Genomic DNA, 26,049 nt, shown 5'->3' with positions numbered 1-26,049 from the left:
CGGGCGATGATCGCGATCCGCGCCGCGACTCCGGACGACGCCGCCGCGATCGCGGCGATCTATGCGCCGCACGTGCTGATCGGGGCCGCGTCGTTCGAGGAACAGGCACCCGATACGCGAACGATCGCGAGGCGGATGGCGGCGAGCGAAGGGCTGTATCCGTGGATCGTCGCGACGCAGGGAGAGGCGCGGGGCGGTGTGCTCGCCTATGCCTATGCCACCGCGTTCCACAGTCGCGCGGCCTATCGCTGGTCGGTGGAGACGACGATCTACGTCGCCGACGCCGCGCAGCAACGCGGGGCCGGCCGCCTGTTGTACGAAGCGCTGGTCGACACGCTGACCGCGCAGGGCTTCACGCAGGCGATCGCGCGCATCGCCCTGCCCAACGACGCCTCGATCGCGCTGCATGAGGGCGTCGGCTTCCGCCGCGCCGGCGTCCAGCGCGAGATCGGTTTCAAGCACGGCCGCTGGATCGATGTCGGCCTGTGGCAGCGCGAACTGGCCCAGCCCGCCACCCCACCCGCCGAACCGCGCCCGTTCACCGACACGGGCGTCGTGCGGGACTGATCGTGCGGGACTAGGCGTCCGCGCCAGAGGTACAGGGGTTGTCACGCAGAGACGCGGAGAAGAACGGTTTGCAAGGTTTCGATCGCGATGTTGGGGATCACGATCCGGCACGACCTCTATGATAATTGAAAAGAACCTGAGACCCCGGATGTTGCGCGCAGCGCCATGATCTCTCTTTTTCTTTTTTCCGCGTCTCTGCGTGAACCCGTTCGGGGCTCGCCCAATAATACTCCATCTGGAGATAGCTTCGCCATGACCGGGGCCATTCACGCCCCCCGTTAAACTTTCCGTAACGCCCCTCGCCGACATTGCGGTCATGCGTATCGATTCTCCCGCCATGTCGCGGCGGCCCCATGGGGGCTGACGGAGGCATCACCGGCGCCTTTATGGCCAAGGTGCTGGGCGCCGCCGTCGTGGTCGGATTGACCGTGTTCCGGATGGCACCCGTCACCGGATCGGCCTTACCGGCATCGACCTCTTCGACCGAGGATATCGCCCAGGTCGAACGATCGGTCTATTATCCTGGCTGCCGCGCCGCGCGCGCCGCCGGTGTTGCGCCGATCCATCGCGGTTCGCCCGGCTATCGCCCGGAGATGGACGGCGATGATGACGGGATCGCTTGCGAACCCCATCGCACCGAATAGCGTCAACGATACCCCGGCAGCGCCAGTTTCCACCGGATCGCCGCCGCCCGCAGCGCGAAGCCGGCGGTCGCCGCGATCAGGCCGGCGGTTGTCGCGTCCAGCCCCAGCGCGGTCAGCGTCACGAAGCTGGCCGACGCCAGCGCCGCCGCCGTCACGTACAGCTCCGGCCGCATCAGGATCGACGGCTCGCCCGCCAGCACGTCGCGGATGATGCCGCCGACGCAGGCGGACACCACGCCCATCACCGCCGCCGGCACCGGCGGCACGCCGTATTTCAGCGCCTTCGCCGCGCCGTATGCGGCATAGGCCGCCAGCCCGACCGCATCGAACCAGTCGAGCGCCGCGCCCGACCACCAGCGCCGGGGCGTCATCCAGATCAGCAGCGCGACGATCAGGCACAGCGCGGCGACCTTCCCGTCGCGCACCCAGAACACCGGCGCCCCGATCAGCAGATCGCGCACCGTGCCGCCGCCGACCCCGGTGATGAGCGCGAAGAACGACAGCGTCACCAGCGTCTGCCTACGCTGCGCCGCCGCCAGCGCGCCGGACGTGGCGAAAACGGCGAGGCCGGCGAGATCGAGCCACGGCGCAGCGGTCGGCAGCAAGGGTACGGGGGGAATCATCGCGAGCGCCTGTACCGCGAACCATCGGCAGATGGGAACGCCATCCCGATGCGGGACGACCAAATGGCGCCGGCAACGTCGTTGTATGACGTTCATGCAACCCGGCCGATAGAACAACGTTACGCTATCAACATATTCTTAGTACGGGAGAATGGTAATGCGTAAGATCCTGTTGGCACTGGGTTGTGCCGCGATGGTGGTGCCCAGCCTGATGGTCACGGTCAGCCCGGCGGATGCGCAGCGGCGCTATCGCAACATCGACCGCGACCGCGAGTATCGCGACAACCGCGGTCGCGTGCGCTGCAAGAAGAACAGCGGCACGACCGGCGCGATCGTCGGCGGCGTGGGCGGTGCGTTGCTCGGCCGCACGATCGACACCCGCGGCGACCGTACGGTTGGCACACTGGGCGGTGCCGCTGCCGGCGCGCTGGCCGGCCGCGCGATCGATCGTGGCGGCACGAACAACCGCTGCCGCTGATCGCCGATCATATCGGTTTTCGTCGGAAAGGGCGTTACGGGCAACCGTGACGCCCTTTTCCGTGTCCGTCATTCGAGGTGTCCGGCCGGTGAACGGCAGGTAGTTTCCGGTTCACGCAACTTCGCCATCGACAGGATCGTTTTCATCCCGTCACGAACGAAGGAGTTTGTATGCGTATCGCCTTTCTCACCGTCGCACTGGCCGCGACGACCTTTGCAGCGATCCCGGCCACGGCGCAGGACACACGGCGCGAGGCCAATCGCGAATATCGCGGCGAAATTCGGGATGCGCAGCGCGATTATCGCCGCGACGTCCGCAACGCCGATTCACGGCGCGATGTGCGCGAGGCACGGCGCGAGTATCGCGATGACGTCCGCGACGCCCGTCAGGACCGGCGCGGCGACCTGCGCGACATCCGCCGTTATCGCAATTACGATTACAACCGGTTCGAACCCGGCCAGCGCACCTATTATGCCGACCGCTATTATCGCGACGGCCGGTATTACCAGCCCCGCCGGCTGGGTCGTAACGACCGCATCTATCGCGGCGGCAACGGGCGCTATTATTGCCGGCGCAACGACGGCACCACGGGCCTGATCGTCGGCGGTCTGGCGGGCGGCGCGCTGGGCAGCGTCATCGCCAATGGTCGATCGAGCCTGCTCGGCGCGTTGATCGGTGGCGGCGGCGGTGCGCTGCTCGGCCAGTCGATCGATCGCGGCAACGTGCGCTGCCGCTGATCGGCGGCCGACCATGACGAAGGCCCGGCGAGCGATCGCCGGGCCTTTTCGTTCAGATGATGCCGCCGCCCAGCGACAGGCGCAGCGCGAAGATCACGATCAGCACCAGGTTCAGGTTGCGACCGCCATTGCTCGACGACAGCGCGCCGACCGCGGCACCGACGATCCCGATCGGGATGACGAGCCAGTTCATCCACCCCAGCAGGGGAAAGAACGCGACGAGACCCAGCGCCAGCGTGACGAGGCCGATCAGGACGGAGACGATGTTGAGCATGGTCGCCAACATGGTTCGATCCGCCCCGCCAGACAAGATGGCGGAGATTCCAGTACGCCGCCCCCATCGTTTGCCGTGGCGCCGACGAGCGGCTAGGGCGGCACGATGCCCTCTCTATTCCTCGTCATGCTCGGCGGTGCGCTCGGTTCCGGCGCCCGGTATCTGACCGGCCGGGCGACGCTGGCGCTGTTCGGCCCGGATTTTCCGGCCGGCACGCTGGCGGTGAACCTGATCGGCGGGCTGTTCATGGGACTGCTCGCCGGCATCCTCGCCCGCACGACCGCGGGGGAGCCGTGGCGCCTGTTTCTGGGCGTCGGCGTGCTCGGCGGCTTCACCACCTTTTCCGCCTTTTCGCTCGACGTCGTGTCGCTGGCCGAACGGGGACAGCCGGGCATCGCGCTCGGTTATGCCCTGATCTCGGTCGTCGGCGCGGTCGCCGCCCTTGTCGCTGGCCTCGCCATCTCCCGGAGCCTCGTATGAGCGCCGATACGTCTTCTCCCAAGTCCCCTGCTCCGAAAAAGGCCGCCGCCCCGAAAAACACGGCCAAGGCCGATCCGAAGGAGGTGCGCCAGTTCACCGTCGGGTATGACGATGACGGCATCCGCCTGGATCGCTGGTTCAAGCGGCATCTGCCCGACACCAGTTTCACCACCGTCGCCAAATGGGCGCGCACCGGCCAGTTGCGGGTCGACGGGTCGCGCGCGACGCCGGGCGACCGCATCGCCGCCGGCCAGATCCTGCGCGTCCCCCCGCCCGAGGCGCCGTTGCCGCCCGGTGCCAAGCCGGAGCGCGAGCGGGTCCAGTTGTCCGACGAACAGATCGCCTATGCCCGCGCGATGGTGATCCACCGCGATCCGCAGGCGCTGGTCCTCAACAAGCCCCCCGGCCTCGCCACGCAGGGCGGCACTAAGACGACGACGCATGTCGACGGCCTGCTCGATGCCCTGTGCTATGACGACGAGGGGCGGCCGAAACTGGTCCACCGGCTCGACAAGGATACGTCCGGCGCCCTGCTGGTCGCGCGCACCAGCCGCGCCGCCGCGTTCTTCGCCAAGGCGTTTTCGGGCCGCACCGCGCGCAAGGTCTATTGGGCGCTCGTCGTCGGCGTCCCCTCGATCGAGGACGGCACCATCGACCTGCCGATCGCCAAACAGCCCGGCACCGGCGGCGAGAAGATGCATGTCGACGAGGAGAACGGCCTGCCCTCGCGCAGCCGGTACCGCGTCATCGAACAGGCCGGCAACCGGGCCAGTTGGGTGGAGTTGCAGCCGTTCACCGGCCGGACGCATCAGTTGCGCGTCCATATGGCGGCGATCGGCCACCCGATCGTCGGCGATGGCAAATATGGCGGCCCCGCCGCGTTCCTGACCGGCGGCATCAGTCGCAAGATGCACCTCCACGCGCGCCGCATCCGCGTCGACCACCCCGATGGCGGCCGCATCGACGAGACCGCCGAACTGCCGACACATTTCAGCGAAAGCCTCGCCGGTCTCGGCTTCGAACTGTCCGCCGCCGACGCGTTCGATCTGGAAGAGGAAAAGGGCCCGCCGCCCAAGGCTATCCTGAAACAGCGGGCCAAGGCGCATGCCAAATCGGTCCGCAAGGAACGCCGCGGCGAGCGGCGCGGGCGGGGTACGCGCGAATAGTGCACCCCAACCCCGCCTTCCGTGCCGATGAACCCGTCGCGGCGGTGTTGGCGCGGGCGGCGGCGATCGGCTTTGCACATCTGACGATCGCGACGCCGGCGGGGCTGATGGTCGCGCACGTGCCCGTCACGCGCCACGGCACGACGCTGCGCTTTCACGTCGCGCGGAGCAATCGCATCGCCCCGCATCTGGATGGCGCGACCGCGCTCGTCAGCATCGTCGGGCCGGACGGCTATGTCAGCCCGAACTGGTATCCGGTGCCGGGCGATCAGGTGCCGACGTGGAATTATGTCGCGATCGAGATCGACGGGTATGTGCGGGCGCTGGACGAGGCCGGGCTGGTCGAACAGCTCGATACGCTGGCCGCAACCCACGAACTCCGCGTCAATCCCGCCGCGCCGTGGACCCGCGACAAGATGGACCCGCGCGCCTTCGCCGCGATGCTGCGCGCGATCCGTGGCTTCGAACTGACGGTGACGGCGATCCGCACGACCACCAAGCTCAGCCAGAACAAGCGCCCACCCGACCGCGACGGCGTCATCGCCGGTCTGACGGCTTGCGGGAACGATGCGTTGGCCGAAGCCATGCTGGACGTGCTGCCGTCAACGGGTGACAGGCCGCACGGTGGCGCTATGGCGAACCGATGCGTTTAACCACCATCCGCCTTGCCGTCTTCGATTGCGACGGCACGCTGGTCGACAGCCAGGCGAACATCTGTCGCGCGATGGAGGCGGCGTTCCAGCAATCCGCGCTCGATCCGCCGCCCCGCGCCGATACTCGCCGCATCGTCGGCCTCAGTCTGGTGGAGGCGATGCGCGTGCTGCGGCCGGGTGCCGACCATCACCGGCTGGCCGCTGATTACAAACAGGCGTTCCAGCGGCTGCGCGCCGATGGCGGGCTGGACGACGAACCGCTTTTCGAGGGGATCGTCGACGTGATCGAGCGGCTGGCGGACGACGGCTGGAAGCTGGGCGTCGCCACCGGCAAATCCGATCGCGGTCTGGCGCATGTCCTGGCCCATCACGGTCTGGAACGGTATTTCGCGACGTTGCAGACGGCGGATCGTCATCCGTCGAAGCCCGACCCGGCGATGTTGCACGCGGCCATGGCGGAAACCGGCGCGATGCCCCACATGACGGCGATGATAGGCGATACCAGTTTCGATATGGCGATGGCCCGCGCCGCCGGCACGCGCGCGGTGGGTGTCGCCTGGGGCTATCACGCAGCCGCCGAACTGATCGGCGCCGGTGCCGATATGGTCGCCGACCACGCCCGCGACCTGCCGGCGTTGCTGGCATGAGCGTGCCGGAACATGTCGCGCAGCGGCGCTGGCTGGCGCTGGTCGGCATCCGGATCGTCGGCGTCGCCGGCGCGGTGTTCGGCATGGTGATCGCGGCGCGGGCGCAGGAATGGCCGGTGAAGGTGATCGGCATCCTTCTCGTCCTGTCGGCATTGGTAGTGATCGCCGTGGTGCCCGCCAGCCTCGCCCATCGCTGGCGCAGTCCGCCCGCGCCATGAAGCGGTTCTGGCAGGACGTCACGATCGCCGGGCGCGAGGTGCTGCTCGACGGGCGGCCCGTCCGCACCCCCGGCCGGGTGCCGCTGGCATTGCCGACCGATGCGCTGGCGGCGGCGGTGGCGGCGGAATGGCTGGCGGTCGACGAGACGATCGATCCGCGCGCGATGCCGCTGACCGGCCTGTCGAACGCCGCGATCGATCGTATCGCTCCGGATCCCGCGCTTTTCGCGCAAGGGCTGGCGCGCTACGGCGAGAGCGACCTGCTCTGTTACCGGGCCGAAGCGCCGCCCGAACTGGTCGAGCGTCAGGTTGCGGCGTGGGACCCGCCCCTCCACTGGGCGCGCGCGCGCTATGACTTGCATGTCGAGGTGACCGCCGGCATCGTCCACCGCGCGCAGCCGCCCGCGACGATCGCACGGCTGGCGGAGGCGATGGGTGCCTATGACGCGTGGCATCTCGCCGGCCTGTCGCCGGTGGTGACGCTGTCCGGATCGCTGATCCTCGCGCTGGCGCTGGCGGAGGGGACGATGTCCGCAGAGGCGACATGGACCGCCGCGCAGGTCGACGAGCAATGGCAGATCGATCGCTGGGGCGAGGATGCGCTGGCCGCGGCGACCACCGCCGCGCATCGCCGCGAGTTCGATGCCGCCGCCGCCTTCCTCGCGACGCTGGAGCAAATGGCGTGAAATCGGAGCCATCTCCTGACCGTTTGGCCTGAGCGAAGTCGAAGGCTACCTCTCCGCAATGTGCTTCGACTTCGCTCAGCACGAACGGGTTGGATTAAGCGCTCGATGCTCTGGGCTGATTGAAATCACCCCCGATATGCGGGCGTGACAGCGGCTTGGCGCAGGTGCACGATGCCGAAGAGGGAGCGTCGCCATGAGCCATGCACGATCCGGCGAGTCGGCCACTATCGTAGGTAAAGACCGCTGATGCGTGCGGACGGCGTCGCCGTGGTGCGGTCACAGCGATGGTCGCTGGCGCGGCTGTTCACCGGCCTGCAACGCGGCGACATCCTGGCCCGCAACGGCACCGTCACATGGCCGATCGAACTGGCGGTCGGGCTGTCGACCGTGGCCGCCGCCGTGCTGGCGCGGATCGCGATCGAACAGGTCGTCGGCGGCGTGATCCCGTTCGTCCTCACCTTTCCCATGGTCATCGTCGCCACCCTGCTGGCGGGTGCGCGCGCGGGGATCGTCGCGGCGATCGGATGCCAGGCGCTGGTCGTCTTCTTCGTCTTTCCGCACTGGACGGTGACCCGTGTCGGATCGACCAGCGCCGCCAATCTGGTCCTGTCGAGCCTTGCGCTGCTGCTCACCATCTGGGCGACGGCGGCGTACCGGACGGCGGCGGCGCAGCTACGCCAGACCTGCCAGCGCGAGGTGAAGACGCTGTCGCTGCTGATCGGTGAAATGGACCACCGTACGAAGAACAATTTCCAGATCGCCGCCGCGTTGCTGTCGACGCAGGCGCGGGCATCGGCCAGCACGGAGGTGACGATCGAGCTGCAACGCGCCGCCGTGCGGCTGGAATCGATCGCCTCGGTCTATCGCAATCTGGGGCTGGCGGGCCGTCAGGCGCATCAATTGATGCTCGACGAATATCTGACGGAGATCGTCGGATCGCTGCGCGCCGGCTTCGTGCCCGCTGGCATCGACCTGTCGCTGACCAGTTCACCAATCGCGATGGAGGCGCACAAGGCGCTGATGATCGGCCTGATCGTCAACGAATGGGTGACGAACGCCGTCAAATACGCCTTCGGCGACGGCGCGGGCACGATCGTGATCGATGCGCGACAGGTGGGGACGGAGGTGATGGTCGTGGTGGCCGATGACGGGGTGATGGCCAGCGCCGTCCGTCAACCCGGCATCGGGTCGCGTCTGATCCAGGGGCTGGCCGATGCGATCGATGCGACGATCACGATCGAGCGCGACCATGGCACCAGTTGCCTGTTGCGGGTGCCGGAGCAACGCGGCTGAGCGACCCTATCGCGTCAGGCCTATCGCGTCAGGCATATCGCGTCAGGCCTATCGCGTCAGGCCTATCGCGTCAGGCGCCGGATGAAGCCGATCAATCCCGTCTGCCGCGACCGCTTCAACCGCTCGGCCGCGATGATCGTCTTCACGCCGCGAAAGCAGGTTTCGACGTCGTGATTGACGAGGACATAGTCGTAGCCATCCCAGTGGCTGACCTCGTTCGCGGCGCGCGCCATGCGGGCGTCGATGACCTCGGGCGAATCGGTCGCCCGCCGTTCCAGCCGCTGGCGCAGTTCGGGCATCGACGGCGGGAAGATGAACACGCGCACCACGTCGCCGCCGGCGATCTGGAACAGCTGTTGCGCGCCCTGCCAGTCGATATCGAACAGCACGTCCTTGCCATCCGCCAGCAATGCCTCGACCTGCGCCCGCGGCGTGCCGTAACGATTGTCGAAGACGTGCGCCCATTCGAGAAATTCGTCCGCCGCTACCATGCGACGGAATTCTTCCAGATCGACGAAATGATAATCGCGGCCATCGATCTCGCCCTCCCGAATCGGGCGGGTCGTGGCCGATACCGACATTTCGAGTTCGGGTTCGTCGGCCAGCAAGAGGCGCGCAATGGTCGATTTTCCCGCGCCCGATGGCGACGACAGCACGAACAACATGCCCCGCCGCTTGAGGTTGTGCGGATCGGTGGGGAGAACAGGCGCCATGCGCGCCTTTGGCCGGGCGATGCCCCCGTCGTCAACCCGGCGTCGTCAACCCGGCGTCGTCAACCCGGCAGGGCGCCCGATGACGCCCCGCCGGCCAATGCCGTTCAGATCACCGGCGGTGCCGAGCGCGATGCGCGACGGCGATCATACGCCTTCTTGGCAACGTAACCGCCGCCCAGGATCATGCCCAGCGGCCCCATCCGGCGCAGGCCGCCACCGATCAGCGCGCCCATCGCCGCGCCCTTCATGCCGCCCGAACCATCGCGACGATCCATCTCGCGACCCACCAGTGCACCGATAATCTTGCCGATCATTTCACTTCTCCAAAAACCTGATCCTTCAGTTCCGCCGCGCCACGCAATACCGCCCAGCCGACCGCGTAGGTGATCGCTACCGGGATCGCGACCTTCAGCACATTGGCCACGATCGCGCCCTTGATCGCGCCATCCCAATTGCCGTCATCATCGCCGCCCATGCTGTCGATCACACCACCGACCAAAGCGCCTATCGTCGTTGCACTCACGAACCGATCTCCTTCATCGCAGGCATAGCGCGGCAACGCCCGCGAGGTTCCGTCACCGGCCCAGCATCGATTCCGGTTTGACGACGCGATCGAACGTTTCGGGGTCCACCAGCCCCATCTGCACGCCGGCCTCCTTCAGGGTCAGGCCGTGACGATGCGCGTGCTTGGCGATCTTCGCGGCATTGTCGTACCCAATCTCGGGTGCCAGCGCGGTGACGAGCATCAGCGATCGGTCGACCAGTTCGGCGATCCGGTCGCGATTGGCGGTCATGCCCTCCACCGTCCGTTCGGCGAAGCTGGTCATGCCGATGCCTAGCAGGTCGATCGACCGCAGCACGTTGGCGCCGATCAACGGCTTGAAGACGTTCAGTTCCAGATGGCCCTGCAACCCGCCGACGGTGACCGCGACGTTGTTGCCCATCACCTGCGCGGCCACCATCGTCAGCATCTCGCACTGGGTCGGGTTGACCTTGCCCGGCATGATCGAGCTGCCCGGTTCGTTGGCGGGCAGTTCCAGCTCGCCCAGCCCCGATCGCGGTCCGCTGCCCAACAGCCGGATATCGTTGGCGATTTTGGCCAGCGCCACCGCCAGCACGTTGAGCGCGCCGTGCAGGTCGACAAGCCCATCGTTCGACGCCAGCGCCTCGAACTTGTTGGGCGCGGTGACGAACGGCAGCCCGGTCAGGTCGGCGATCGCCGCCGCCACCGCCTCGCCGAACCCCGCCGGGGCGTTCAGCCCGGTGCCGACCGCGGTGCCGCCCTGCGCCAGCGGCATGATGTTGCGGTGTAGCGTCCCCTCGATCCGGTCGCGGGCGTTGGCGATCTGCGCCGCATAGCCGGAGAACTCCTGCCCCAGCGTCAACGGCGTCGCATCCTGCAGATGCGTACGGCCGATCTTCACCAGATCGTCCCACTCGCGCGCCTTGGCGTCGAGCGCCGCGTGCAGCCGGTCGAGCGCGGGATACAGCACCCGCGTCACCGCCAGCGCGGCGGCGACGTGCAGCGCGGTAGGGAAGCTGTCGTTCGAGGACTGCCCCCGGTTCACATCGTCATTGGGATGGACCGGCATCTTGCCGCCGCGCGTCCCCGCCAGCACCTCGTTGGCGCGGCCGGCGATCACCTCGTTGACGTTCATGTTCGATTGCGTGCCGCTGCCCGTCTGCCAGATCACGAGCGGGAACTGGTCGTCGAGCGTGCCCGCGACGATCTCTGCCGCCGCCGATTCGATCGCGTCGGCCTTGCCCGCGTCCAGACCGTGATCGCGGTTCACGCGCGCGCAGGCCTGCTTCACGATCGCCAGCGCGTGGACGATCCCGATCGGCATCCGCTCGCGCGCGCCGAACGGGAAATTTTCGAGGCTGCGTTCGGTCTGTGCGCCCCAATAGGCGTCGGCGGGGACCTCGATCGGGCCGATCGAGTCGGTTTCGGTGCGGGTGTTGGTCATGCCGGGATAACGGCGGACCGCGTGATCTTGTTGCGGACTGCCGTGTATGGCCAGCGTGCTTCTTTAGCGGAATATTATCCCAGTCGTCATTGCGAGCGCAGCGAAGCAACCCAGGGCGTCGTGCGCGACTCTGGGTTGCTTCGCTGCGCTCGCAATGACGGATGGATCTGTAACATACCATCACGCTCGGACACGCCCGCGCCGCGGCGAAGCCGCGTCGTCGAACGGGCTTTTGGCCCGTCGGCCGGGCGGGGCTTGGCGCTCTTGCGCCTCGCTTTTCTACTTCTTCCGCTTGAAGTCCACGCTGACGACGTTCGATCCGTCCTCGACCGGCTGCGCGAGCGGGCCGTCATTCTCGGCGGCGTCGGGGATTTCGGGCAGACCGTCCACTTCCTCCTGCGCCTGGAAGCGCAATTCGAAATTCACCGCCGGATCGTGGAACCCGGTAATCGCCGAATAGGGAATCACCAGCTTCGACGGCACCTGATTGAAGCTCAGCCCCACCGAGAACCGCTCGTCATCGACGGTCAGGTCCCAGTACCGGTTCTGCATGACGATCGTCATCTCGTCCGGAAACCGCTCGATCAGCCGCCGGGGGATGTCGACCCCGGGCGCCTGCGTCTTGAACGTGATGTAGAAATGATGCTCGCCGGGCAGCCCGCCGGCCTCCGCCACGGAACCCAGCACACGGCCCACCACCGCACGCAGGGCTTCCTGGACGATCTCGTCATACGGGATCAGGCTGTCGGGAAGGCCATCGCTCATTCTCTTTGGGTAGGCCCCCCTCCACCCCAGCGTCAAGATTGCACGAACCGCGTGGTGCGTTATGGACCGCGATATGCGCATCGCCACGATCAATCGCGACACCAGCGAGACGAAAATCGCCGTCACCGTCAATCTCGACGGCACCGGCGTCTATGACATCGACACCGGCGTCGGCTTTTTCGACCATATGCTCGAACAATTGTCGCGCCATTCGCTGATCGACCTGCACGTCCGCACCGTCGGCGACCTGCACATCGACCAGCACCACACCGTCGAGGATACCGGCATCGCCATCGGCGAGGCGGTGGCGAAGGCCCTGGGCGACAAGCGCGGCATCCACCGGTACGGCGACGCGCTCAGCCCGATGGACGAGACGCTGACGCGGGTGGCGCTCGACATTTCCGGGCGGCCATGGCTCGTGTGGAAGACCGAATTCAGCCAGAAACGGCTGGGCGAGATGGATACCGAGATGTTCCAGCACTGGTTCCACAGCTTCGCGCAGGCCGCCGGCATCACGCTGCACGTCGAGACGCTGCACGGCGAGAACAACCATCACATCGCCGAAAGCGCGTTCAAGGGCCTCGCCCGCGCGCTGCGCAAGGCGATCGAGATCGATCCGCGCAAGGGCGATGCGATCCCCTCGACCAAGGGTACGCTATAATGGTTGCCCGTCCGATGACACCACTGTGCCTCGTGCTGCTCACCTATGTGAAACCGCTTGACGAGGTCGACCGGCATCGCGCCGCACATGTCCGGTGGATCGAAAACTATGTTGAGGAAAACGTGATGCTGCTGGCCGGGCGGCGTGACCCACCGACCGGAGGTGTCCTGCTGTTCAAGGGCGAGGCCGATGTCGTGAGCGAGGAAGCGGCAAAGGATCCCTTCGTGGTCAATGGTGTCGCCACGTTTGAGGTAATTCCCTTCACCGCGACCCTCGCAATGGAAGAGATCGGCGACCTGCTTTGCTAGCGCTGATCGATTACGGCGCGGGCAACCTGTATTCGGTCGCCAACGCGCTGAAGGCCGCCGGTTGCGACGACCTGATCGTCACCGCCGATCCCGATGCCGTGGCGCGGGCCGACCGGATCGTCCTGCCCGGTGTCGGCGCGTTCGGTGCCTGCGCCAGGGCGCTGCGGTCGATCGATGGCATGGTGGATGCACTGGACCGGCGCGTGCGGACCGAGGCGGCACCCTTTCTCGGCGTGTGCGTCGGTATGCAGTTGATGGCCGATGCCGGTGAGGAAATGGGCACGCATCCCGGCCTCGGCTGGATCGCCGGCCGCGTCCGCAAGCTGGAGCCGGGCAGCATGGACGCCAAAGTGCCTCACATGGGCTGGAACGACGTGATCCCGACCGGCGAGCATCCGCTGATCGTCCCTGGCGAGGCGTATTTCCTCCACAGCTACGCCTTCGACGGCGCCGACGTGATCGCCACCACCGACCATGCCGGCCCCGTCACCGCCGCGATCGGCCGTGACAATATGCTGGGCGTGCAGTTCCACCCGGAAAAGAGCCAGTCCTATGGGCTGGCGATCCTCGAAAGATTCCTCGCATGGCGCTCCTGAATTCCGGCCTGATCGTCTTCCCCGCCATCGACCTGAAGGGCGGGCAGGTCGTCCGCCTCGCCGAGGGCGATATGGACCGCGCCACCGTCTATGGCGACGATCCCGCGCATCAGGCGATGCTGTTCGCCGATGCCGGTGCGACGCATCTCCACGTCGTCGATCTCGACGGTGCCTTCGCGGGCGCGTCGGTCAATGGCGACGCGGTGCGCGCCGTGGTCGAACGCTTCCCCGGCCATGTCCAGCTGGGCGGCGGCATCCGTACCCGCGAGTCCGTGGAACGCTGGTTCGGTCTCGGCGTCGCTCGCGTCGTGATCGGCACCGCCGCGCTGGACGATCCCGATTTCGTGCGTGGTGTCGCGCGCGATTTCCCCGGCGGCATCGTCGTCGCGGTCGATGCGAAGGACGGCATGGTCGCGACCAAGGGCTGGGCGGACGTCTCCACCACCACCGCGACCGACCTCGCCCGCCGGTTCGAGGATGCCGGCGTCGCCGCGCTGCTGTTCACCGATGTCGGCCGCGACGGGTTGCTGAAGGGCTGCAACGTGGAGGCCACCGTCGATCTCGCCCGCGCCGTATCGATTCCCGTGATCGCGAGCGGCGGCGTCGCCGGCATCGCCGACATCCACGTCCTCGCGCTCCATGCCCGCGACGGCATCGAAGGTGTCATCACCGGCCGCGCTCTGTATGACGGTCGTCTCGATCTGGCGGCGGCGATCGCCGTGGCGAGCGCGGCATGAGTGTTCACGCGGAGACGCGGAGACGCGGAGGATTTGTTTGCGCCGCAGGCATGGAAATTCTCACGCGAAGTCGCGAAGACGCGAAGACTTGGAAGAAACCGCGCCTTCGCGCCTTCGCGCCTTCGCGTGAACATTTTTGGGCGGCAAAGCCGCCCCTCCGCGTCTCCGCGTCTCCGCGTGAACCTCTTCTCCGGCACCCCGCATGACCGTCCGCGCCCGTGTCATCCCCTGTCTCGACGTCGCCAACGGCCGCGTCGTCAAGGGCGTCAACTTCGTCGAACTCCGCGACGCCGGCGATCCGGTCGAACAGGCCCGCGCCTATGACGCGGCCGGCGCCGACGAGCTCTGCTTTCTCGACATCACCGCCAGTCACGAGGATCGCGGCACCATCCTCGACGTCGTCCGCCGCACCGCCGCGGTCTGCTTCATGCCGCTCACCGTCGGCGGCGGCGTCCGCACCGCCGACGACGCCCGCGCGCTGTTGCTGGCCGGCGCCGACAAGGTCGCGGTCAACTCCGCCGCCGTGTCCCGGCCGGAGGTCGTCGCCGATATCGCCGAACGCTTCGGCAGCCAGTGCTGCGTCGCCAGCATCGACGCCCGCCGTGTCGACGGCGGCTGGGAGGTATTCACCCATGGTGGCCGCCGCCCGACCGGCATCGACGCCGTCGCCCACGCGCTCCGCCTTGCCGAACTCGGCGCGGGCGAATTGCTCGTCACCTCGATGGACCGCGACGGTACGCGCGGCGGTTACGACCTCGACCTGATCCGCGCCATCGCCGACCGCACTACCGTGCCCGTCGTCGCCTCCGGCGGGGTCGGCGGCCTCGACGACCTCGTCGCCGGCATCCGCGACGGCCATGCGTCCGCGGTCCTCGCCGCCTCGATCTTCCACTTCGGCGAGGCGAGCATCGCCGACGCGCATGCCGCCCTCGCCGCCGCCGGCATCCCCGTGCGCCGCCCCGTCACCGCCCAGGAACCGCGATGGACCCGCTAGACCGCCTCGAAGCCACGATCCTCGCCCGTCGTGGCGCCGACCCCGCCGGCTCCTACACCGCCAGCCTGTTCGCCAAGGGTAGGCCGAAGATCGCGCAGAAACTGGGCGAGGAAGCGGTCGAGACCGTCATCGCCGCCATGGCCCAGCCCGACAAGCTGGTGTCCGAGGCCGCCGACCTCGTCTTCCACCTGATCGTCCTGCTCGCCGATGCGGGGCTGGGGCTGGACGACGTCCGCGCCGAACTCTCCCGCCGCGACGGGGTGTCGGGCCATGACGAGAAAGCCGCCCGTCCAGCTTCCTGAACGCCCCGCTTCCTGAAGGAGCCGCCCGATGCCGATCGACGCCACCCTGCCCTATGACGACAGCAACATCTTCGCCCGCATCCTGCGTGGCGAGATCCCGGCGACCGTCGTGCATGAAGACGAATGGGCGATCGCCTTCAACGACATCGCCCCGCAGGCGCCCGTCCATATCCTCGTCATCCCGCGCGGCCCCTATGTGTCGTGGGACGATTTCAGCAGCCACGCCTCGCCCGAGGAAATCGCCGGGTTCGTCCGCGCGATCGGTCAGGTCGCCCGCAACCACGGGCTGGTCGCCCCCGGTTATCGCCTGCTCGCCAACATCGGCGTCGAGGCCGGGCAGGAGGTGCCGCACCTCCACGTCCACCTGTTCGGCGGTGCACCTTTGGGGCCGATGCTGGTGAAGTAGCACCCGCGCCCTGCCGCATCAGATCGCGTTAGGAGTTGCGCGTAATAAAATTGCCATTAGCATCCCGGCCATACCTTGACGCGGCGCAGCAAGCGCCGGTCGATTGGGGGATCAGGCACATGATATTCGGGCGCGTCAAATCTCTGGACGCCATCCTCGCTGCGACTGAAGGCAAGTCGCTCCATCGAACGCTGGGGGCGTTCCAGCTGACGCTGTTCGGCATCGGATCGGTCATCGGCACGGGCATTTTCGTCCTAACCGCCGCCGGTGCGCAAAAGGCCGGACCCGGTCTGATGCTCGCTTTCGCCATCGCCGGGGCGATCTGCATCGTCGCCGCGCTCTGCTATGCGGAGATCGCGGCGATGATCCCGGTCGCCGGCTCCGCCTATACCTATAGCTATGCGACGATGGGCGAGCTGGTGGCGTGGACCGTCGGCTGGGCGCTGGTGCTGGAATATGCCGTCGCCGCCTCCGCCGTCGCGGTCGGATGGTCCGGATATTTCACCGGGACCATCCTGAACCAGTTCCTCGGCATCCAGCTGCCCGTCTGGCTGTCGGCGGGGCCATTGGCGCTGGGCGGCGTCGCGGGCGGTTTCATCAACCTGCCGGCCGTCGTGATCGCCGGGCTGGTCACGTGGCTGCTCATCATCGGCACCTCGGAAAGCGCGAAGGTCAATGCGATCCTGGTGGCGATCAAGGTCGTCGCCCTGACCGCGTTCATCTTCCTCACCTATGGCAAGATCGACACGACGAAGTTCAATCCCTTCCTGCCCGCCGGCGTCTTCGGCGGTTTCGGCACGGGTGTGGGTGCGGTCGGTGCGGCGGCGACGATCTTCTTCGCCTATGTCGGCTTCGACGCGGTGTCGACCGCGGCGGAGGAGACCAAGAACCCGCAACGCAACGTGCCGATCGGCCTGATCGGATCGCTGCTGTTCTGCACCGTCTTCTACATCCTCGTCGCGGCCGGCGCGATCGGCACGATCGGCGGCCAGCCGATCATGGGGCCGGGCGGCGTGCCCTTCCCCGCCGGATCGGAAGAACTCGCGCGCCAGTGCGCCCTGCCGCAGCACGCGCAGGCGCTGGTCTGCTCCAACGAGGCGCTGGCCCATGTGCTGCGCACGATCGGTTTCGGAACGATCGGCAACATGCTGGGCATCGCCGCCTTCGTCGCGCTGCCGTCGGTCATCCTCGTGCTGCTGTTCGGCCAGACCCGCATCTTCTTCGTGATGAGCCGTGACGGCCTGTTGCCCGATGCGCTGAGCAAGGTGCATCCGAAGTGGAAGACGCCGCACGTCGTCACCGCGATCACCGGCGCGGCCGTGGCGTTCGCCGCCGCGTTCCTGCCGGTCGGGGCGCTCGCCGACATCGCCAATGCCGGTACGCTGTATGCGTTCATGATGGTGGCGTTCGCGGTGCTGATCCTGCGCAAGGTCGAACCGAACCGCCCGCGCTCGTTCCGCACGCCGGCCATCTGGTTCGTCGCGCCGGCCACGATCGTCGGCTGCATCTTCCTGTTCTTCAATCTGCCGACGGCCGCCATGCTGGTGCTGGTGATCTGGGGCGCGATCGGCCTCGTGGTCTATTACCTGTACGGATACCGGACGAGCCACGTCGCGCACGGGCGGGTCGAGGTCGTGACCGACGACATGATCGGCGGGGGGCATTGAGGTTTTGAGGTTTGCGCCCTGCATTTAACTGTTCCCCGGCGGAGGCCGGGGCCCAGTTGGGAAGGCCATAGTGGGTAATCACGGCGCTTCACCCAACTGGACCCCGGCCTTCGCCGGGGAACTAAAAAAGGCCGGGGATCGCTCCCCGGCCTTTTTCACATCACCACGCCAAGACGCCAGCTCACCCCAACGTCTTCGCCGCCAGCGCCTTCAGATCCACCTGCGGCCGCGCCCCGAAGTGGCTGATGATCTCCGCCGCACATACCGCGCCCAGCTTCAGCGACGTCTCCAGATCATGCCCTCGCGCCTGAGCGTGGAGGAAGCCCGCCGCGAAGAGGTCGCCCGCGCCGGTCGTGTCGACCACCTGCGCCACCGGTTCGGCCGGCACCGTCGTGCGCTTGCCGCCGCGGATCGCACAGGCGCCCTGTTCGGCCAGCGTCACCACCACGGTCGGCACCTTGTCCTGCACCGCCGCGATCGCCGCCTCGACATCGGTCGTCTCGGTCAGCGCCATGATCTCCGCCTCGTTGGCGAACAATATGTCGATCAGGTCATGGTCGATCAGGTCGTGGAAATCGGCGCGATGGCGGTCGATCACGAATTCGGCCGACAGGGTGAAGGCGATCTGGCGGCTGGCCTTGCGCGCCACCTCGATCGCGGCGCGCATCGCGGCGCGCGGCTCTTCGGGGTCCCAGAGGTAGCCCTCGATATACAGATACGCCGCATCGGCGATCAGCGCGCGGTCCAGCGCCGCCTCGGGCAGATAATGCGACGCGCCCAGAAACGTGTTCATCGTCCGCTGGCCATCGGGCGTCACGAAGATCAGGCAACGGCCCGTCGTCGGCGCGCCGGCGCGCTCGGGGGTGTCGAAGCGGATGCCGGCGGCGCGAATGTCATGCGCGAACACCTGACCCAGTTGATCGTCGGCGACCTGCCCGACGAAGCCGCACTTGCCGCCCAGCGCCGCGATGCCGGCCAGCGTGTTCGCCGCCGAGCCACCCGAAATTTCACGTCCCGGCCCCATCTTGGCATACAGCGCATCGGCCTCTTCGGGCGAGAAGATCAACTGCATCGCCCCCTTCGTCATCCCCTGTTCCGCCAGAAAGGCGTCGTCGGTCTGGGCGAGGATGTCGACGATGGCATTGCCGATCGCGACGACGTCATATTGGGGGGTGGTCAAAAGGATATGCTCCGGTCAGGCATCGAAACCGCCGCCCTACCGGTGCCCCCTGCCGCACGCAATGTTGACGGCGCGCGGTGGCCCGGCCATCCCGGTCGCATGATGCGCGCGTTCATTCTGTCCGTCGGCCAGCTCGGCGATCCGGCGGTGCTGCGCGTATTTGCGAAATCGATGGGCCTGACGCTGGCGATCTTCGCCGTCGCCGGCTTTGCGCTGTGGTGGGGGTTGCAGGCGCTGCTGGCGCATTGGGTCGGCTGGGGCGCGACCGGCCTCGCCACCGCGTTCGCCGCCGTCGTCACCGTGCTGGCGATGTGGCTGCTGTTCCGCGCGGTCGCCGTCGCGGTGGTCGGCCTGTTCGCGGACGAGGTGGTGGAGGCGGTCGAACGGCGGCATTATCCCGCCGCGCTCGCCACCGCCCGGCCGGTGCCGTTCGCGCGCTCGGCGGCGATGGGGCTGCGGTCGGCGGTGCGGGTCATCGTCACCAACCTGATCCTGTTGCCGTTGTACGTCGTGCTGCTCGCGACCGGCGTCGGCACGGCGGCGGCGTTCCTGATCGTCAATGGTTGGCTGCTCGGCCGCGATCTCGGCGACATGGTCGCGGCCCGCCATATGGATGTCGGCGCGATGGCGGCGTGGCGGCGACTGACCAACGGCCGTCGCTTCCTGCTCGGTACCGGCGATGCCGCGCTGTTCCTGATCCCCTTCGTCAACCTCGTCGCCCCCGTGCTAGGCGCGGCGATGGCCACCCATCTGTTCCACACGAGGCGCATATGAAGAAACTGGCCCTTGCCACCGGCCTGCTGCTCGCAGGCTGCGCCACCGCTCCGCCCGCCGCCCGCGTCGCACCACCGCCGATGGCGATCGCCTATCCCACCGTCGGGCTGGAACGCGTGATCGGTCAGGATGCCGCCGGGCTGACGAAGCTGTTCGGCCAGCCCGACGCCGATGTCCGTGAAGGCACCGCGCGCAAACTGCAATTCGCCAGCGCGATCTGCATCCTCGACACCTATCTCTATCCCAAGGATGGTGCCGAACCGCGCGTCACCTATCTCGACGCGCGCGAGCCGGACGGTAGCGCGATCGACCGCGCCAGTTGCGTCGCCGCCCTTACCCGGCGACCCGGCGCCCGCTGATGCGCCCGGACCTGTGGCTGGCCTTCGTCGCGGCGACGATGGTGATCGGTTTCGTGCCGGGGCCGGGCGTCGCGGCGATCGTCGGCTATGCGATCGGATCGGGGCGGCGCACCGCCTTCGCCTCGGTGGCGGGGCTGGCCTCAGGCAATTTCGTCGCGGCGGTGGCGAGTCTGATCGGCGTCGGCGCACTGCTCGCCGCATCGGCGCTGGCGTTCGGAATCGTCAAATGGGCGGGTGCCGGCTATTTGATCGGGGTCGGCCTGCTGACCATCTGGAAGGCGCGCGGCGCCGGCCCGCTGACCGTCGCCGCCACCCCCGCCGTCGCGCCGCGCACCGCCTTCCTCGCCAACATCGCGATCGGTGCCTTTCATCCCAAGACGATCCTGTTCCTCGCCGCCTTCGCCCCGCAGTTCATGGACCCGACCCGCGCCTATGCGCCGCAAGCCGCGATCCTTGCCGCCACCTTCTGCCTGACGCTGGCCGCGACCGATTTCCTGTATGCATGGCTGGCCTCCGGCACCCGCAGCCTGTTCGCCTCCCCCAAGGCCCTGCGCTGGTCGCAGCGCGCCGGCGGTGGCGCCCTGATCTTCGCCGGCCTGGCGGCTGCCAGCATCCGCCGCTAGAATAGCGAAAACATTCTATAGCATTGATAATAAACGATTATATCAATATATCGAACACCCTAAAAACCCCCTCTGGGTGCGAATCAGTGCGAACTTCCATTCGCAACAGGCAATCGCCCGATCGCCCAGTCCGCCGCCTCGCGCACCACCGGCGACGCATCCGCCAGTAACGGCCGCAGCACTGCGGCCAGCCCCGGATCGCCGCTGTTCCCCGCCGCGATACAGGCATTGCGCACCATCCGGTCCCGCCCGATCCGCTTGATCGGCGACCCGGAAAACACCTGCCGGAACCCGGCATCGTCCAGCGCCAGCAGGTCCGCCAGCGCCGGCGCGACCAGCTCCGCCCGTGGCGCAAAGGCCAGATTGGCGGCCGCCCGCACCGCGAACTTGTTCCACGGACACACCGCCAGGCAATCGTCGCAGCCATAGATGCGGTTGCCGATCCCCTCGCGAAACTCCATCGGGATCGGCCCGGCATGTTCGATCGTCAGGTACGAGATGCACCGCCGCGCATCCAGCCGATAGGGCGCGGGAAAGGCGTCGGTCGGGCATGCCACCTGACACGCATCGCAACTGCCGCACGCGCCGCCGCCCCTGCCGTCCGGCGTCAGGTCCAGCGTGGTGTAGATCGCGCCCAGGAACAGCCAGCTACCCTCGGTCCGGCTGACGAGGTTGGTGTGCTTGCCCTGCCACCCGATCCCCGCCGCCTCGGCCAGCGGCTTCTCCATCACCGGCGCGGTATCGACGAAGACCTTCAGGTCGCACCCCGCATCGCCCGCCAGCCAGCGGCCCAGCGCCTTCAACTGACGCTTTACGACATCGTGATAATCCGCCCCTTGCGCATAGACGGAGATACGGCCGATCCCGCCCTCCCCCGCCAGCGCGAGGGGGTCGATGGCGGGGGCATAGCTCATCCCCAGCGACACGACGCTGCGCACCTCTGGCCACAAGCCGGCCGGGCTTTCGCGATGATGCGCCCGTTCCTCCATCCAGATCATGTCGCCATGCTGGCCTTCGGACAGCCATTGCCGCAGCCGCTCGCCGGCCAGCGGCGCCGCATCCGCCCGCGCGATGCCGCACGCCGCAAAGCCCAGCTCGGCGGCCTTTTCCTTGATCCGGTCTTCCAGCTTGTGTTCGGCCACACCGTCCCGCTACCACGACGGGGCAGGCGGGAGGAAGATCGTGTCGGATGAATGGGCGGTCACCGCCGCCGGGTTGGTGAAGCGGTTCGAGGATCGCCGCGTCGTCGACGGCGTCGACCTGATGGTGCCCAGGGGCGCGATTTATGGCGTGCTCGGCCCCAACGGCGCTGGCAAGACGACCACGCTGCGCATGTTACTGGGCATCATCGAACCCGACGAGGGACAGCGGACGCTGCTGGGCGAGGACAATCCCCGCGATGCCGGCGACCGCGTCGGCTATCTGCCCGAGGAACGCGGGCTTTATCCGGGCATGAAGGCGCGCGAGGCCGTGGCCTTCATGGGCGCGCTGCGCGGCCTGCCGTGGCGCGAGGGCCGCAAGCGGGCGGCCGAATTGCTGGAGGAAGCCGGTCTCGGCCACGCCGTCGATGAAAAGGTCCGCAAACTGTCCAAGGGCATGGCCCAGATCGTCCAGTTGCTCGGCTCCGTCGTCCATCGCCCCGACCTGATCGTGCTGGACGAGCCGTTCTCCGGCCTCGACCCCGTCAATCAGGAGAAGCTGGAGGCGCTGATCGTCGCCGAGCGCGACCGCGGCGCTACCATCCTGTTCTCGACCCACGTCATGGCCCATGCCGAACGGCTCTGTGACCGGCTCGCCATCATCGCCGGCGGCAAGCGCCGGTTCGAGGGGACGGTGGACGATGCCCGCGCCACCCTGCCCGCGCATGTCCATTACCTGCCGCATCGCCCCGATCCCGCCATCGCCCGCCTGTTGCCGCCGGATGCGGTGGCGGTGGGCAATGGCTGGCGCTTCATGCTACCCGCCAGCGGGATCGAGCCGCTGCTGGTGCCACTGATCGAAGCAGGTCATGGCATCGCCGGCCTGACGGTCGAGCGCCCCAGCCTGCACGAGGCGTTCGTCCGCATCGTCGGCAACATCGGCCATGCGCCGCGCGCGGAGACGATCGCATGACCCGGTTCCGCCGCACGCTGCGCCAGACGCTGACCATCGCCCGCCGCGATTTCGTCGCCACCGTCTTCACCCCGATCTTCCTGCTGTTCCTGTTCGCGCCGATCCTGATGGGATCGTTCGGCGCGATCGGCGGGATGGGCGCGGCGAGCATGAGCGACGGTGCCGCCGACAAATCGCGCCTCGTCGCCATCGTCCCCGCCACGATCGCCCCGGCGATGATTCGCGAGGATGACCGCCTGCGCCGCCTGTTCCGCGGCGACGAGCGGCCGCCGGAATTGTCCATCGCGACCCCGTCCGCCGATCCCGCCGCGCAGGCGAGAGCGACCATCGACGAAAAGCAATATGATATCGACGCGGTCCTCTATGGCCCGCTCGATCGCCCCACCGTGCTGCTCGCGGCGCCGGGCCGCTACACCGGCAATTATCTGGAGGCGCTGGCGCAGGCGACGGTGGCCGCCATCCGCCCCGGCGCCACGATGGTCACCGCGACCCGGATCACCGCCGCCCGCACCCGCACGTCGATCGGCGGCCAGCACCAGTCCGGCTTCTTCGCGGTGTTCGGCATCTTCTTCCTGACGCTGTTCCTCGCCGGGCAGGTCGTCGGCACCATGGCCGAGGAGCGCAACAACAAGGTGATCGAGGTGCTGGCCGCCGCCGTCCCGCTGGAGGCGGTGTTCTTTGGCAAGCTGGTCGGCATGTTCGGCGTCGCGGTGCTGTTCGTCGCGTTCTGGGGCACCGTCGTCGGGCAGTTGACCACGCTGCTGCCACCCGCCGCCGCCGCCGCGTTCGGCGATCTGTATCCGGCGGTCGGCGCGCCAATGTTCGCGGTGCTGTTCGCCGCCTATTTCTCGATGGCGTATCTGCTGCTCGGTTCGGTCTTTCTCGGCATCGGCGCGCAGGCATCGACGATGCGCGAGATCCAGATGCTGTCGCTGCCGATCACGCTGGTGCAGGTCGGCATGTTCGCGCTCGCCAGCGCCGCCGCCCGCCTGCCCGGCAGCTGGATCGCGACGGTGGCGGAGGTGTTCCCGCTCTCCTCGCCCTTCGCGATGGCCGGCCGCGCCGCCAATTCACCCGAACTGTGGCCACATGCGCTGGCGATCCTGTGGCAGGGGGTGTGGGTGGTGCTGTTCATCACCATCGGCGCGCGCCTGTTCCGCCGCGGCGTGCTGCAATCCGGCAGCGCGCGGCCATTCTGGCGGCGGCGGGCGAAGGCATAGCAACCGCCGGAATCCCGCTTATATCAGGGGCATGACCCAGTCCGCCGACCGCCGCTCGTTCCTGACCATCGCCAGCCTCGGCACCGCAGCCGTCGCCCTGTTCGGCTGTCGCGGCGCGGCCGTGGCGGCGGAGCGCTTCCCCGTCAGCATGAGCGACGCCGAGTGGAAGAAGAAGCTGGGCGGCGCGGCGTATAATGTGCTGCGGCAGGAGGCGACCGAGCAGCCCTATTCCAGCCCGCTGAACGGCGAGCATCGCGCCGGTATCTTCGGCTGCAAGGGCTGTGCGCAGCCGCTGTTCTCCTCGAAGACCAAGTTCGAGAGCGGCACGGGCTGGCCCAGTTTCTGGGCGCCGCTGAAGGGTGCGGTCGGTACGCGGACCGATGGATCGATGATGATGTCGCGGGTCGAGGTGCATTGCAGCCGCTGCGGCGGCCATTTGGGCCATGTCTTCGACGACGGTCCGAAGCCGACCGGCAAGCGTTACTGCATGAACGGCGTCGCGATGACCTTCCGCGCCGCCTGAGCCGGGATCAGCCGGCGATACCGTCGGCAGTGATGACGTTCCGGGCGAACTGCAGCGGCGGCAGCGGCGTCGGGCCGTGATCGGCGTAGATGAAGCCCCTGGTCGGGTAGCTGGACGTGCCCAGATCGCCCTGCGGCCCGTACCATACTTTCACCACGCTCCAGTCGCCGGCGGGCGATACGTCGATCGCGCGGACATCGGTTTCGATGCCGCCACGGCGCGACCAGTTGGCATGGGTGAGCAGCACTTCACGGTCGCTGACGATGCGTGACACCATCGCGACATGGCCGACGCGCATCCGGCCGGTCGCCGCGAACGCCAGTACCGATCCCGGCCTGGGCAGATGCCCGCGCTCGTACCGGCCCTCGGCCTGGCTCCACCATGTGTCGGCGTTGCCATGGATGTCGATGCCCGAAATCTGCCGGGCATAGGGCGCGCACTGCCAGAACTGGGCGGCCGCCGGTGCCGCCATCATCAGGCCGCACGAAAACACCAGCGCGAAACGCACTGCCAACGCCTTCATCATGCTCGGGACCCCCCGGGTTGAAATCGGTTGTGGGAGTGTGGCTACGGGCAAATTCGTTAATAGGAAATAAGGTCGGGAACCTTATCGGGCGAACGGTGTATCGCCGGCGACGACCGGATTTTGACGCCTGCTGAACGCCTTCGGCCGGCCGCGCTTGCCCCCGCCCCGCCGCTCTCTTACGCCTGTGGCAAACACAGGAGAGAGATGATGGACACCAGCAACCTGTTTCGCCTCGACGGCCGCGTCGCGCTCGTCACCGGCGGCAGTCGCGGCATCGGCCGGATGATCGCGGCGGGCTTCATCGCCCAGGGGGCGACGGTCTATGTCTCGTCGCGCAAGGCGGCCGCCTGTGAAGAGACCGCGGCGGCGCTGGGGCCGAAGTGCCATGCGCTGCCCGCCGATGTGTCGACGATCGACGGCTGCCGTGCGCTGGCCACGGCGCTGGGCGAGCGCGAGGGCGCACTCGACATCCTCGTCAACAATGCCGGCGCGGCCTGGGGCGTGCCGTTCGAGGAATTTTCGGAAAGCGGCTGGGACAAGGTGATGGACCTGAACGTCAAATCGCCGTTCTTCCTGACGCAGGCGTTGCACGGCCTGTTGAAGACGGCGGGCAAGCCGGACCGGCCCGCCAAGGTCATCAACATCACCTCGATCGACGGCATGCGGCTGAATGCGTGGGAAACGTACAGCTATCAGGCGTCGAAGGCCGCGTTGATCCAGTTGACCAAGCGGATGGCGGCGCGGCTGGTGCGCGACGCGATCAACGTGACCTCGATCGCGCCCGGCGCCTTTGCCAGCGATATGAACAAGGCGGCGCGCGATCATGGCGATACCGTAGCCCACACCATTCCCGCCGGCCGGATCGGCGCCGCGGAGGACATGGCCGGCGCGGCGATCTACCTCGCCAGCCGGGCCGGCGATTATGTGGTGGGTGAGACGATCACCGTCGATGGCGGGCTGGTCCATGCCTCGCTGGGCAGTTCGATCGACGCGTAAACTCCCCTCCCGTTTACGAGTTCCGGGTCGGCCATGCCCCCGGCATGGCCTGAACAGCGTGGGGCGCTGTTCACCCGGAACTGGGTCGGGGGTGGGCCTGTCCGCAAACGCGCCGTGCCGGGACAGGCCCACCCCAACCCCTCCCGCGAGCGGG

36 protein-coding genes are annotated in these 26,049 nt (G+C 67.8%); 26 read left to right on the top strand and 10 right to left on the bottom strand.

The window, feature by feature from the left end:
* The first annotated feature begins 6 nt into the window (after positions 1-6).
* Complete coding sequence (locus JAO74_RS00620) at positions 7-567, top strand: GNAT family N-acetyltransferase (RefSeq protein ID WP_199034002.1); 561 nt, start codon at positions 7-9, stop codon at positions 565-567.
* A 353-nt stretch (positions 568-920) separates the two neighbouring features.
* Positions 921-1,211, top strand: coding sequence for an excalibur calcium-binding domain-containing protein (locus tag JAO74_RS00615; RefSeq protein WP_233150526.1), 291 nt, complete (start codon positions 921-923; stop codon positions 1,209-1,211).
* A 2-nt stretch (positions 1,212-1,213) separates the two neighbouring features.
* On the opposite strand, the gene JAO74_RS00610 is transcribed toward JAO74_RS00615, so the two are convergent.
* The gene (locus JAO74_RS00610; RefSeq protein ID WP_199034000.1) at positions 1,214-1,834 is read right to left on the bottom strand and encodes a trimeric intracellular cation channel family protein; all 621 of its coding nucleotides are present in this window, start codon (positions 1,832-1,834) and stop codon (positions 1,214-1,216) included.
* 157 nt (positions 1,835-1,991) lie between these two features.
* Here JAO74_RS00610 and JAO74_RS00605 point away from each other — a divergent pair, with 157 nt between their 5' ends.
* Together JAO74_RS00605 and JAO74_RS00600 are read left to right on the top strand one after the other, a co-directional pair.
* Complete coding sequence (locus JAO74_RS00605) at positions 1,992-2,312, top strand: glycine zipper 2TM domain-containing protein (protein WP_199033998.1); 321 nt, start codon at positions 1,992-1,994, stop codon at positions 2,310-2,312.
* Between the two features lie 170 nt (positions 2,313-2,482).
* The gene (locus JAO74_RS00600) at positions 2,483-3,049 is read left to right on the top strand and encodes a glycine zipper 2TM domain-containing protein (RefSeq protein WP_199033996.1); all 567 of its coding nucleotides are present in this window, start codon (positions 2,483-2,485) and stop codon (positions 3,047-3,049) included.
* A 52-nt stretch (positions 3,050-3,101) separates the two neighbouring features.
* Here JAO74_RS00600 and JAO74_RS00595 read toward each other — a convergent pair whose 3' ends face one another.
* Positions 3,102-3,335, bottom strand: coding sequence for a hypothetical protein (locus JAO74_RS00595; protein WP_416194260.1), 234 nt, complete (start codon positions 3,333-3,335; stop codon positions 3,102-3,104).
* 93 nt (positions 3,336-3,428) lie between these two features.
* On the opposite strand from JAO74_RS00595, the gene crcB reads away from it, so the two are divergent.
* The 7 genes from crcB to JAO74_RS00560 all read left to right on the top strand — a co-directional run bounded on the left by crcB (position 3,429) and on the right by JAO74_RS00560 (position 8,466).
* Positions 3,429-3,803 carry a fluoride efflux transporter CrcB gene (gene crcB, locus JAO74_RS00590; protein ID WP_199033994.1) on the top strand — a complete coding sequence of 125 codons (375 nt, stop codon included), beginning with the start codon at positions 3,429-3,431 and terminating at the stop codon, positions 3,801-3,803.
* Entirely contained in the window at positions 3,800-4,969 is a 1,170-nt protein-coding gene (locus tag JAO74_RS00585; protein WP_199033992.1) for an RluA family pseudouridine synthase, read from the top strand. Before crcB ends, JAO74_RS00585 begins: the two co-directional genes overlap by 4 nt.
* Complete coding sequence (locus JAO74_RS00580) at positions 4,969-5,622, top strand: FMN-binding negative transcriptional regulator (RefSeq protein WP_199033990.1); 654 nt, start codon at positions 4,969-4,971, stop codon at positions 5,620-5,622. Before JAO74_RS00585 ends, JAO74_RS00580 begins: the two co-directional genes overlap by 1 nt.
* Positions 5,613-6,269 carry an HAD-IA family hydrolase gene (locus tag JAO74_RS00575; RefSeq protein WP_199033988.1) on the top strand — a complete coding sequence of 219 codons (657 nt, stop codon included), beginning with the start codon at positions 5,613-5,615 and terminating at the stop codon, positions 6,267-6,269. The genes JAO74_RS00580 and JAO74_RS00575 overlap by 10 nt, the downstream gene beginning before the upstream one ends.
* Entirely contained in the window at positions 6,266-6,487 is a 222-nt protein-coding gene (locus JAO74_RS00570; RefSeq protein WP_199033986.1) for a hypothetical protein, read from the top strand. Before JAO74_RS00575 ends, JAO74_RS00570 begins: the two co-directional genes overlap by 4 nt.
* Positions 6,484-7,173, top strand: coding sequence for an ATP12 family chaperone protein (locus JAO74_RS00565; RefSeq protein WP_199033984.1), 690 nt, complete (start codon positions 6,484-6,486; stop codon positions 7,171-7,173). The genes JAO74_RS00570 and JAO74_RS00565 overlap by 4 nt, the downstream gene beginning before the upstream one ends.
* Before the next feature lie 246 nt (positions 7,174-7,419).
* Complete coding sequence (locus JAO74_RS00560; RefSeq protein ID WP_199033982.1) at positions 7,420-8,466, top strand: sensor histidine kinase; 1,047 nt, start codon at positions 7,420-7,422, stop codon at positions 8,464-8,466.
* Positions 8,467-8,528: 62 nt separating this feature from the next.
* On the opposite strand, the gene gmk is transcribed toward JAO74_RS00560, so the two are convergent.
* The 5 genes from gmk to JAO74_RS00535 form a co-directional block, all read right to left on the bottom strand.
* Entirely contained in the window at positions 8,529-9,179 is a 651-nt protein-coding gene (gene gmk / locus JAO74_RS00555) for a guanylate kinase (protein ID WP_199033981.1), read from the bottom strand.
* Positions 9,180-9,283: 104 nt separating this feature from the next.
* Positions 9,284-9,493, bottom strand: coding sequence for a hypothetical protein (locus tag JAO74_RS00550; protein WP_199033979.1), 210 nt, complete (start codon positions 9,491-9,493; stop codon positions 9,284-9,286).
* Entirely contained in the window at positions 9,490-9,738 is a 249-nt protein-coding gene (locus JAO74_RS00545; RefSeq protein WP_233150525.1) for a hypothetical protein, read from the bottom strand. Before JAO74_RS00545 ends, JAO74_RS00550 begins: the two co-directional genes overlap by 4 nt.
* A 16-nt stretch (positions 9,739-9,754) precedes the next feature.
* A complete protein-coding gene (gene fumC / locus JAO74_RS00540) occupies positions 9,755-11,146 on the bottom strand; it encodes a class II fumarate hydratase (RefSeq protein ID WP_199033977.1) in 1,392 nt (463 codons plus the stop codon).
* Positions 11,147-11,425: 279 nt separating this feature from the next.
* Positions 11,426-11,911, bottom strand: a complete 486-nt coding sequence (locus JAO74_RS00535; protein ID WP_199033975.1) for an SspB family protein — start codon at positions 11,909-11,911, stop codon at positions 11,426-11,428.
* 73 nt (positions 11,912-11,984) lie between these two features.
* Between JAO74_RS00535 and hisB the strand changes: the two genes are divergently transcribed.
* The 8 genes from hisB to JAO74_RS00495 all read left to right on the top strand — a co-directional run bounded on the left by hisB (position 11,985) and on the right by JAO74_RS00495 (position 17,582).
* Positions 11,985-12,572, top strand: coding sequence for an imidazoleglycerol-phosphate dehydratase HisB (gene hisB / locus JAO74_RS00530; protein ID WP_199033973.1), 588 nt, complete (start codon positions 11,985-11,987; stop codon positions 12,570-12,572).
* Positions 12,572-12,880, top strand: coding sequence for a YciI family protein (locus tag JAO74_RS00525; protein WP_199033972.1), 309 nt, complete (start codon positions 12,572-12,574; stop codon positions 12,878-12,880). Before hisB ends, JAO74_RS00525 begins: the two co-directional genes overlap by 1 nt.
* Positions 12,874-13,476, top strand: coding sequence for an imidazole glycerol phosphate synthase subunit HisH (gene hisH, locus JAO74_RS00520; protein WP_199033970.1), 603 nt, complete (start codon positions 12,874-12,876; stop codon positions 13,474-13,476). The genes JAO74_RS00525 and hisH overlap by 7 nt, the downstream gene beginning before the upstream one ends.
* On the top strand, positions 13,464-14,213 hold the full coding sequence (gene hisA, locus JAO74_RS00515) for a 1-(5-phosphoribosyl)-5-[(5-phosphoribosylamino)methylideneamino]imidazole-4-carboxamide isomerase (protein ID WP_199033969.1): 750 nt from the start codon (positions 13,464-13,466) through the stop codon (positions 14,211-14,213). The genes hisH and hisA overlap by 13 nt, the downstream gene beginning before the upstream one ends.
* 202 nt (positions 14,214-14,415) lie before the next feature.
* Entirely contained in the window at positions 14,416-15,207 is a 792-nt protein-coding gene (hisF, locus tag JAO74_RS00510) for an imidazole glycerol phosphate synthase subunit HisF (protein WP_199033968.1), read from the top strand.
* Complete coding sequence (locus tag JAO74_RS00505; protein WP_199033967.1) at positions 15,195-15,509, top strand: phosphoribosyl-ATP diphosphatase; 315 nt, start codon at positions 15,195-15,197, stop codon at positions 15,507-15,509. Before hisF ends, JAO74_RS00505 begins: the two co-directional genes overlap by 13 nt.
* Positions 15,510-15,537: 28 nt before the next feature.
* Positions 15,538-15,915 (top strand): histidine triad nucleotide-binding protein, encoded by a 378-nt coding sequence (locus JAO74_RS00500; RefSeq protein WP_199033966.1) that lies wholly within the window; start codon positions 15,538-15,540, stop codon positions 15,913-15,915.
* A gap of 119 nt (positions 15,916-16,034) precedes the next feature.
* Entirely contained in the window at positions 16,035-17,582 is a 1,548-nt protein-coding gene (locus JAO74_RS00495; protein WP_199033965.1) for an amino acid permease, read from the top strand.
* A 181-nt stretch (positions 17,583-17,763) separates the two neighbouring features.
* On the opposite strand, the gene JAO74_RS00490 is transcribed toward JAO74_RS00495, so the two are convergent.
* Positions 17,764-18,762, bottom strand: coding sequence for an adenosine kinase (locus JAO74_RS00490; RefSeq protein WP_199033964.1), 999 nt, complete (start codon positions 18,760-18,762; stop codon positions 17,764-17,766).
* A 99-nt stretch (positions 18,763-18,861) separates the two neighbouring features.
* Between JAO74_RS00490 and JAO74_RS00485 the strand changes: the two genes are divergently transcribed.
* Genes JAO74_RS00485 through JAO74_RS00475 form a run of 3 tightly spaced genes read left to right on the top strand, consistent with a single transcriptional unit; the run spans position 18,862 to position 20,518 of the window.
* Positions 18,862-19,536 carry an EI24 domain-containing protein gene (locus JAO74_RS00485; protein WP_199033962.1) on the top strand — a complete coding sequence of 225 codons (675 nt, stop codon included), beginning with the start codon at positions 18,862-18,864 and terminating at the stop codon, positions 19,534-19,536.
* Positions 19,533-19,895 carry a hypothetical protein gene (locus JAO74_RS00480; protein ID WP_199033960.1) on the top strand — a complete coding sequence of 121 codons (363 nt, stop codon included), beginning with the start codon at positions 19,533-19,535 and terminating at the stop codon, positions 19,893-19,895. Before JAO74_RS00485 ends, JAO74_RS00480 begins: the two co-directional genes overlap by 4 nt.
* Positions 19,895-20,518 (top strand): LysE family translocator, encoded by a 624-nt coding sequence (locus tag JAO74_RS00475; protein WP_199033958.1) that lies wholly within the window; start codon positions 19,895-19,897, stop codon positions 20,516-20,518. The genes JAO74_RS00480 and JAO74_RS00475 overlap by 1 nt, the downstream gene beginning before the upstream one ends.
* 83 nt (positions 20,519-20,601) lie before the next feature.
* Here the strand turns inward: JAO74_RS00475 and queG are convergent, their stop codons facing one another.
* Complete coding sequence (gene queG / locus JAO74_RS00470; RefSeq protein ID WP_199033956.1) at positions 20,602-21,660, bottom strand: tRNA epoxyqueuosine(34) reductase QueG; 1,059 nt, start codon at positions 21,658-21,660, stop codon at positions 20,602-20,604.
* Positions 21,661-21,700: 40 nt separating this feature from the next.
* Between queG and JAO74_RS00465 the strand changes: the two genes are divergently transcribed.
* The 3 genes from JAO74_RS00465 to msrB are packed head-to-tail and all read left to right on the top strand — an operon-like array spanning position 21,701 to position 24,373.
* Positions 21,701-22,630 carry an ABC transporter ATP-binding protein gene (locus JAO74_RS00465; RefSeq protein ID WP_332908690.1) on the top strand — a complete coding sequence of 310 codons (930 nt, stop codon included), beginning with the start codon at positions 21,701-21,703 and terminating at the stop codon, positions 22,628-22,630.
* Positions 22,627-23,850, top strand: coding sequence for an ABC transporter permease (locus tag JAO74_RS00460; protein WP_199033944.1), 1,224 nt, complete (start codon positions 22,627-22,629; stop codon positions 23,848-23,850). Before JAO74_RS00465 ends, JAO74_RS00460 begins: the two co-directional genes overlap by 4 nt.
* A 31-nt stretch (positions 23,851-23,881) precedes the next feature.
* Positions 23,882-24,373, top strand: a complete 492-nt coding sequence (msrB, locus tag JAO74_RS00455; protein ID WP_199033942.1) for a peptide-methionine (R)-S-oxide reductase MsrB — start codon at positions 23,882-23,884, stop codon at positions 24,371-24,373.
* Positions 24,374-24,380: 7 nt separating this feature from the next.
* On the opposite strand, the gene JAO74_RS00450 is transcribed toward msrB, so the two are convergent.
* A complete protein-coding gene (locus JAO74_RS00450) occupies positions 24,381-24,896 on the bottom strand; it encodes a CHAP domain-containing protein (protein ID WP_199033941.1) in 516 nt (171 codons plus the stop codon).
* 210 nt (positions 24,897-25,106) lie between these two features.
* Between JAO74_RS00450 and JAO74_RS00445 the strand changes: the two genes are divergently transcribed.
* Positions 25,107-25,895 (top strand): SDR family oxidoreductase, encoded by a 789-nt coding sequence (locus JAO74_RS00445; RefSeq protein ID WP_199033940.1) that lies wholly within the window; start codon positions 25,107-25,109, stop codon positions 25,893-25,895.
* Positions 25,896-26,049: the final 154 nt, after the last annotated feature.

This window comes from Sphingomonas mollis (assembly GCF_016427505.1).
GTDB classification, from domain to species: Bacteria; Pseudomonadota; Alphaproteobacteria; order Sphingomonadales; family Sphingomonadaceae; genus Sphingomonas; species Sphingomonas mollis.
This window is presented reverse-complemented; position numbering and strand designations above follow the sequence as displayed.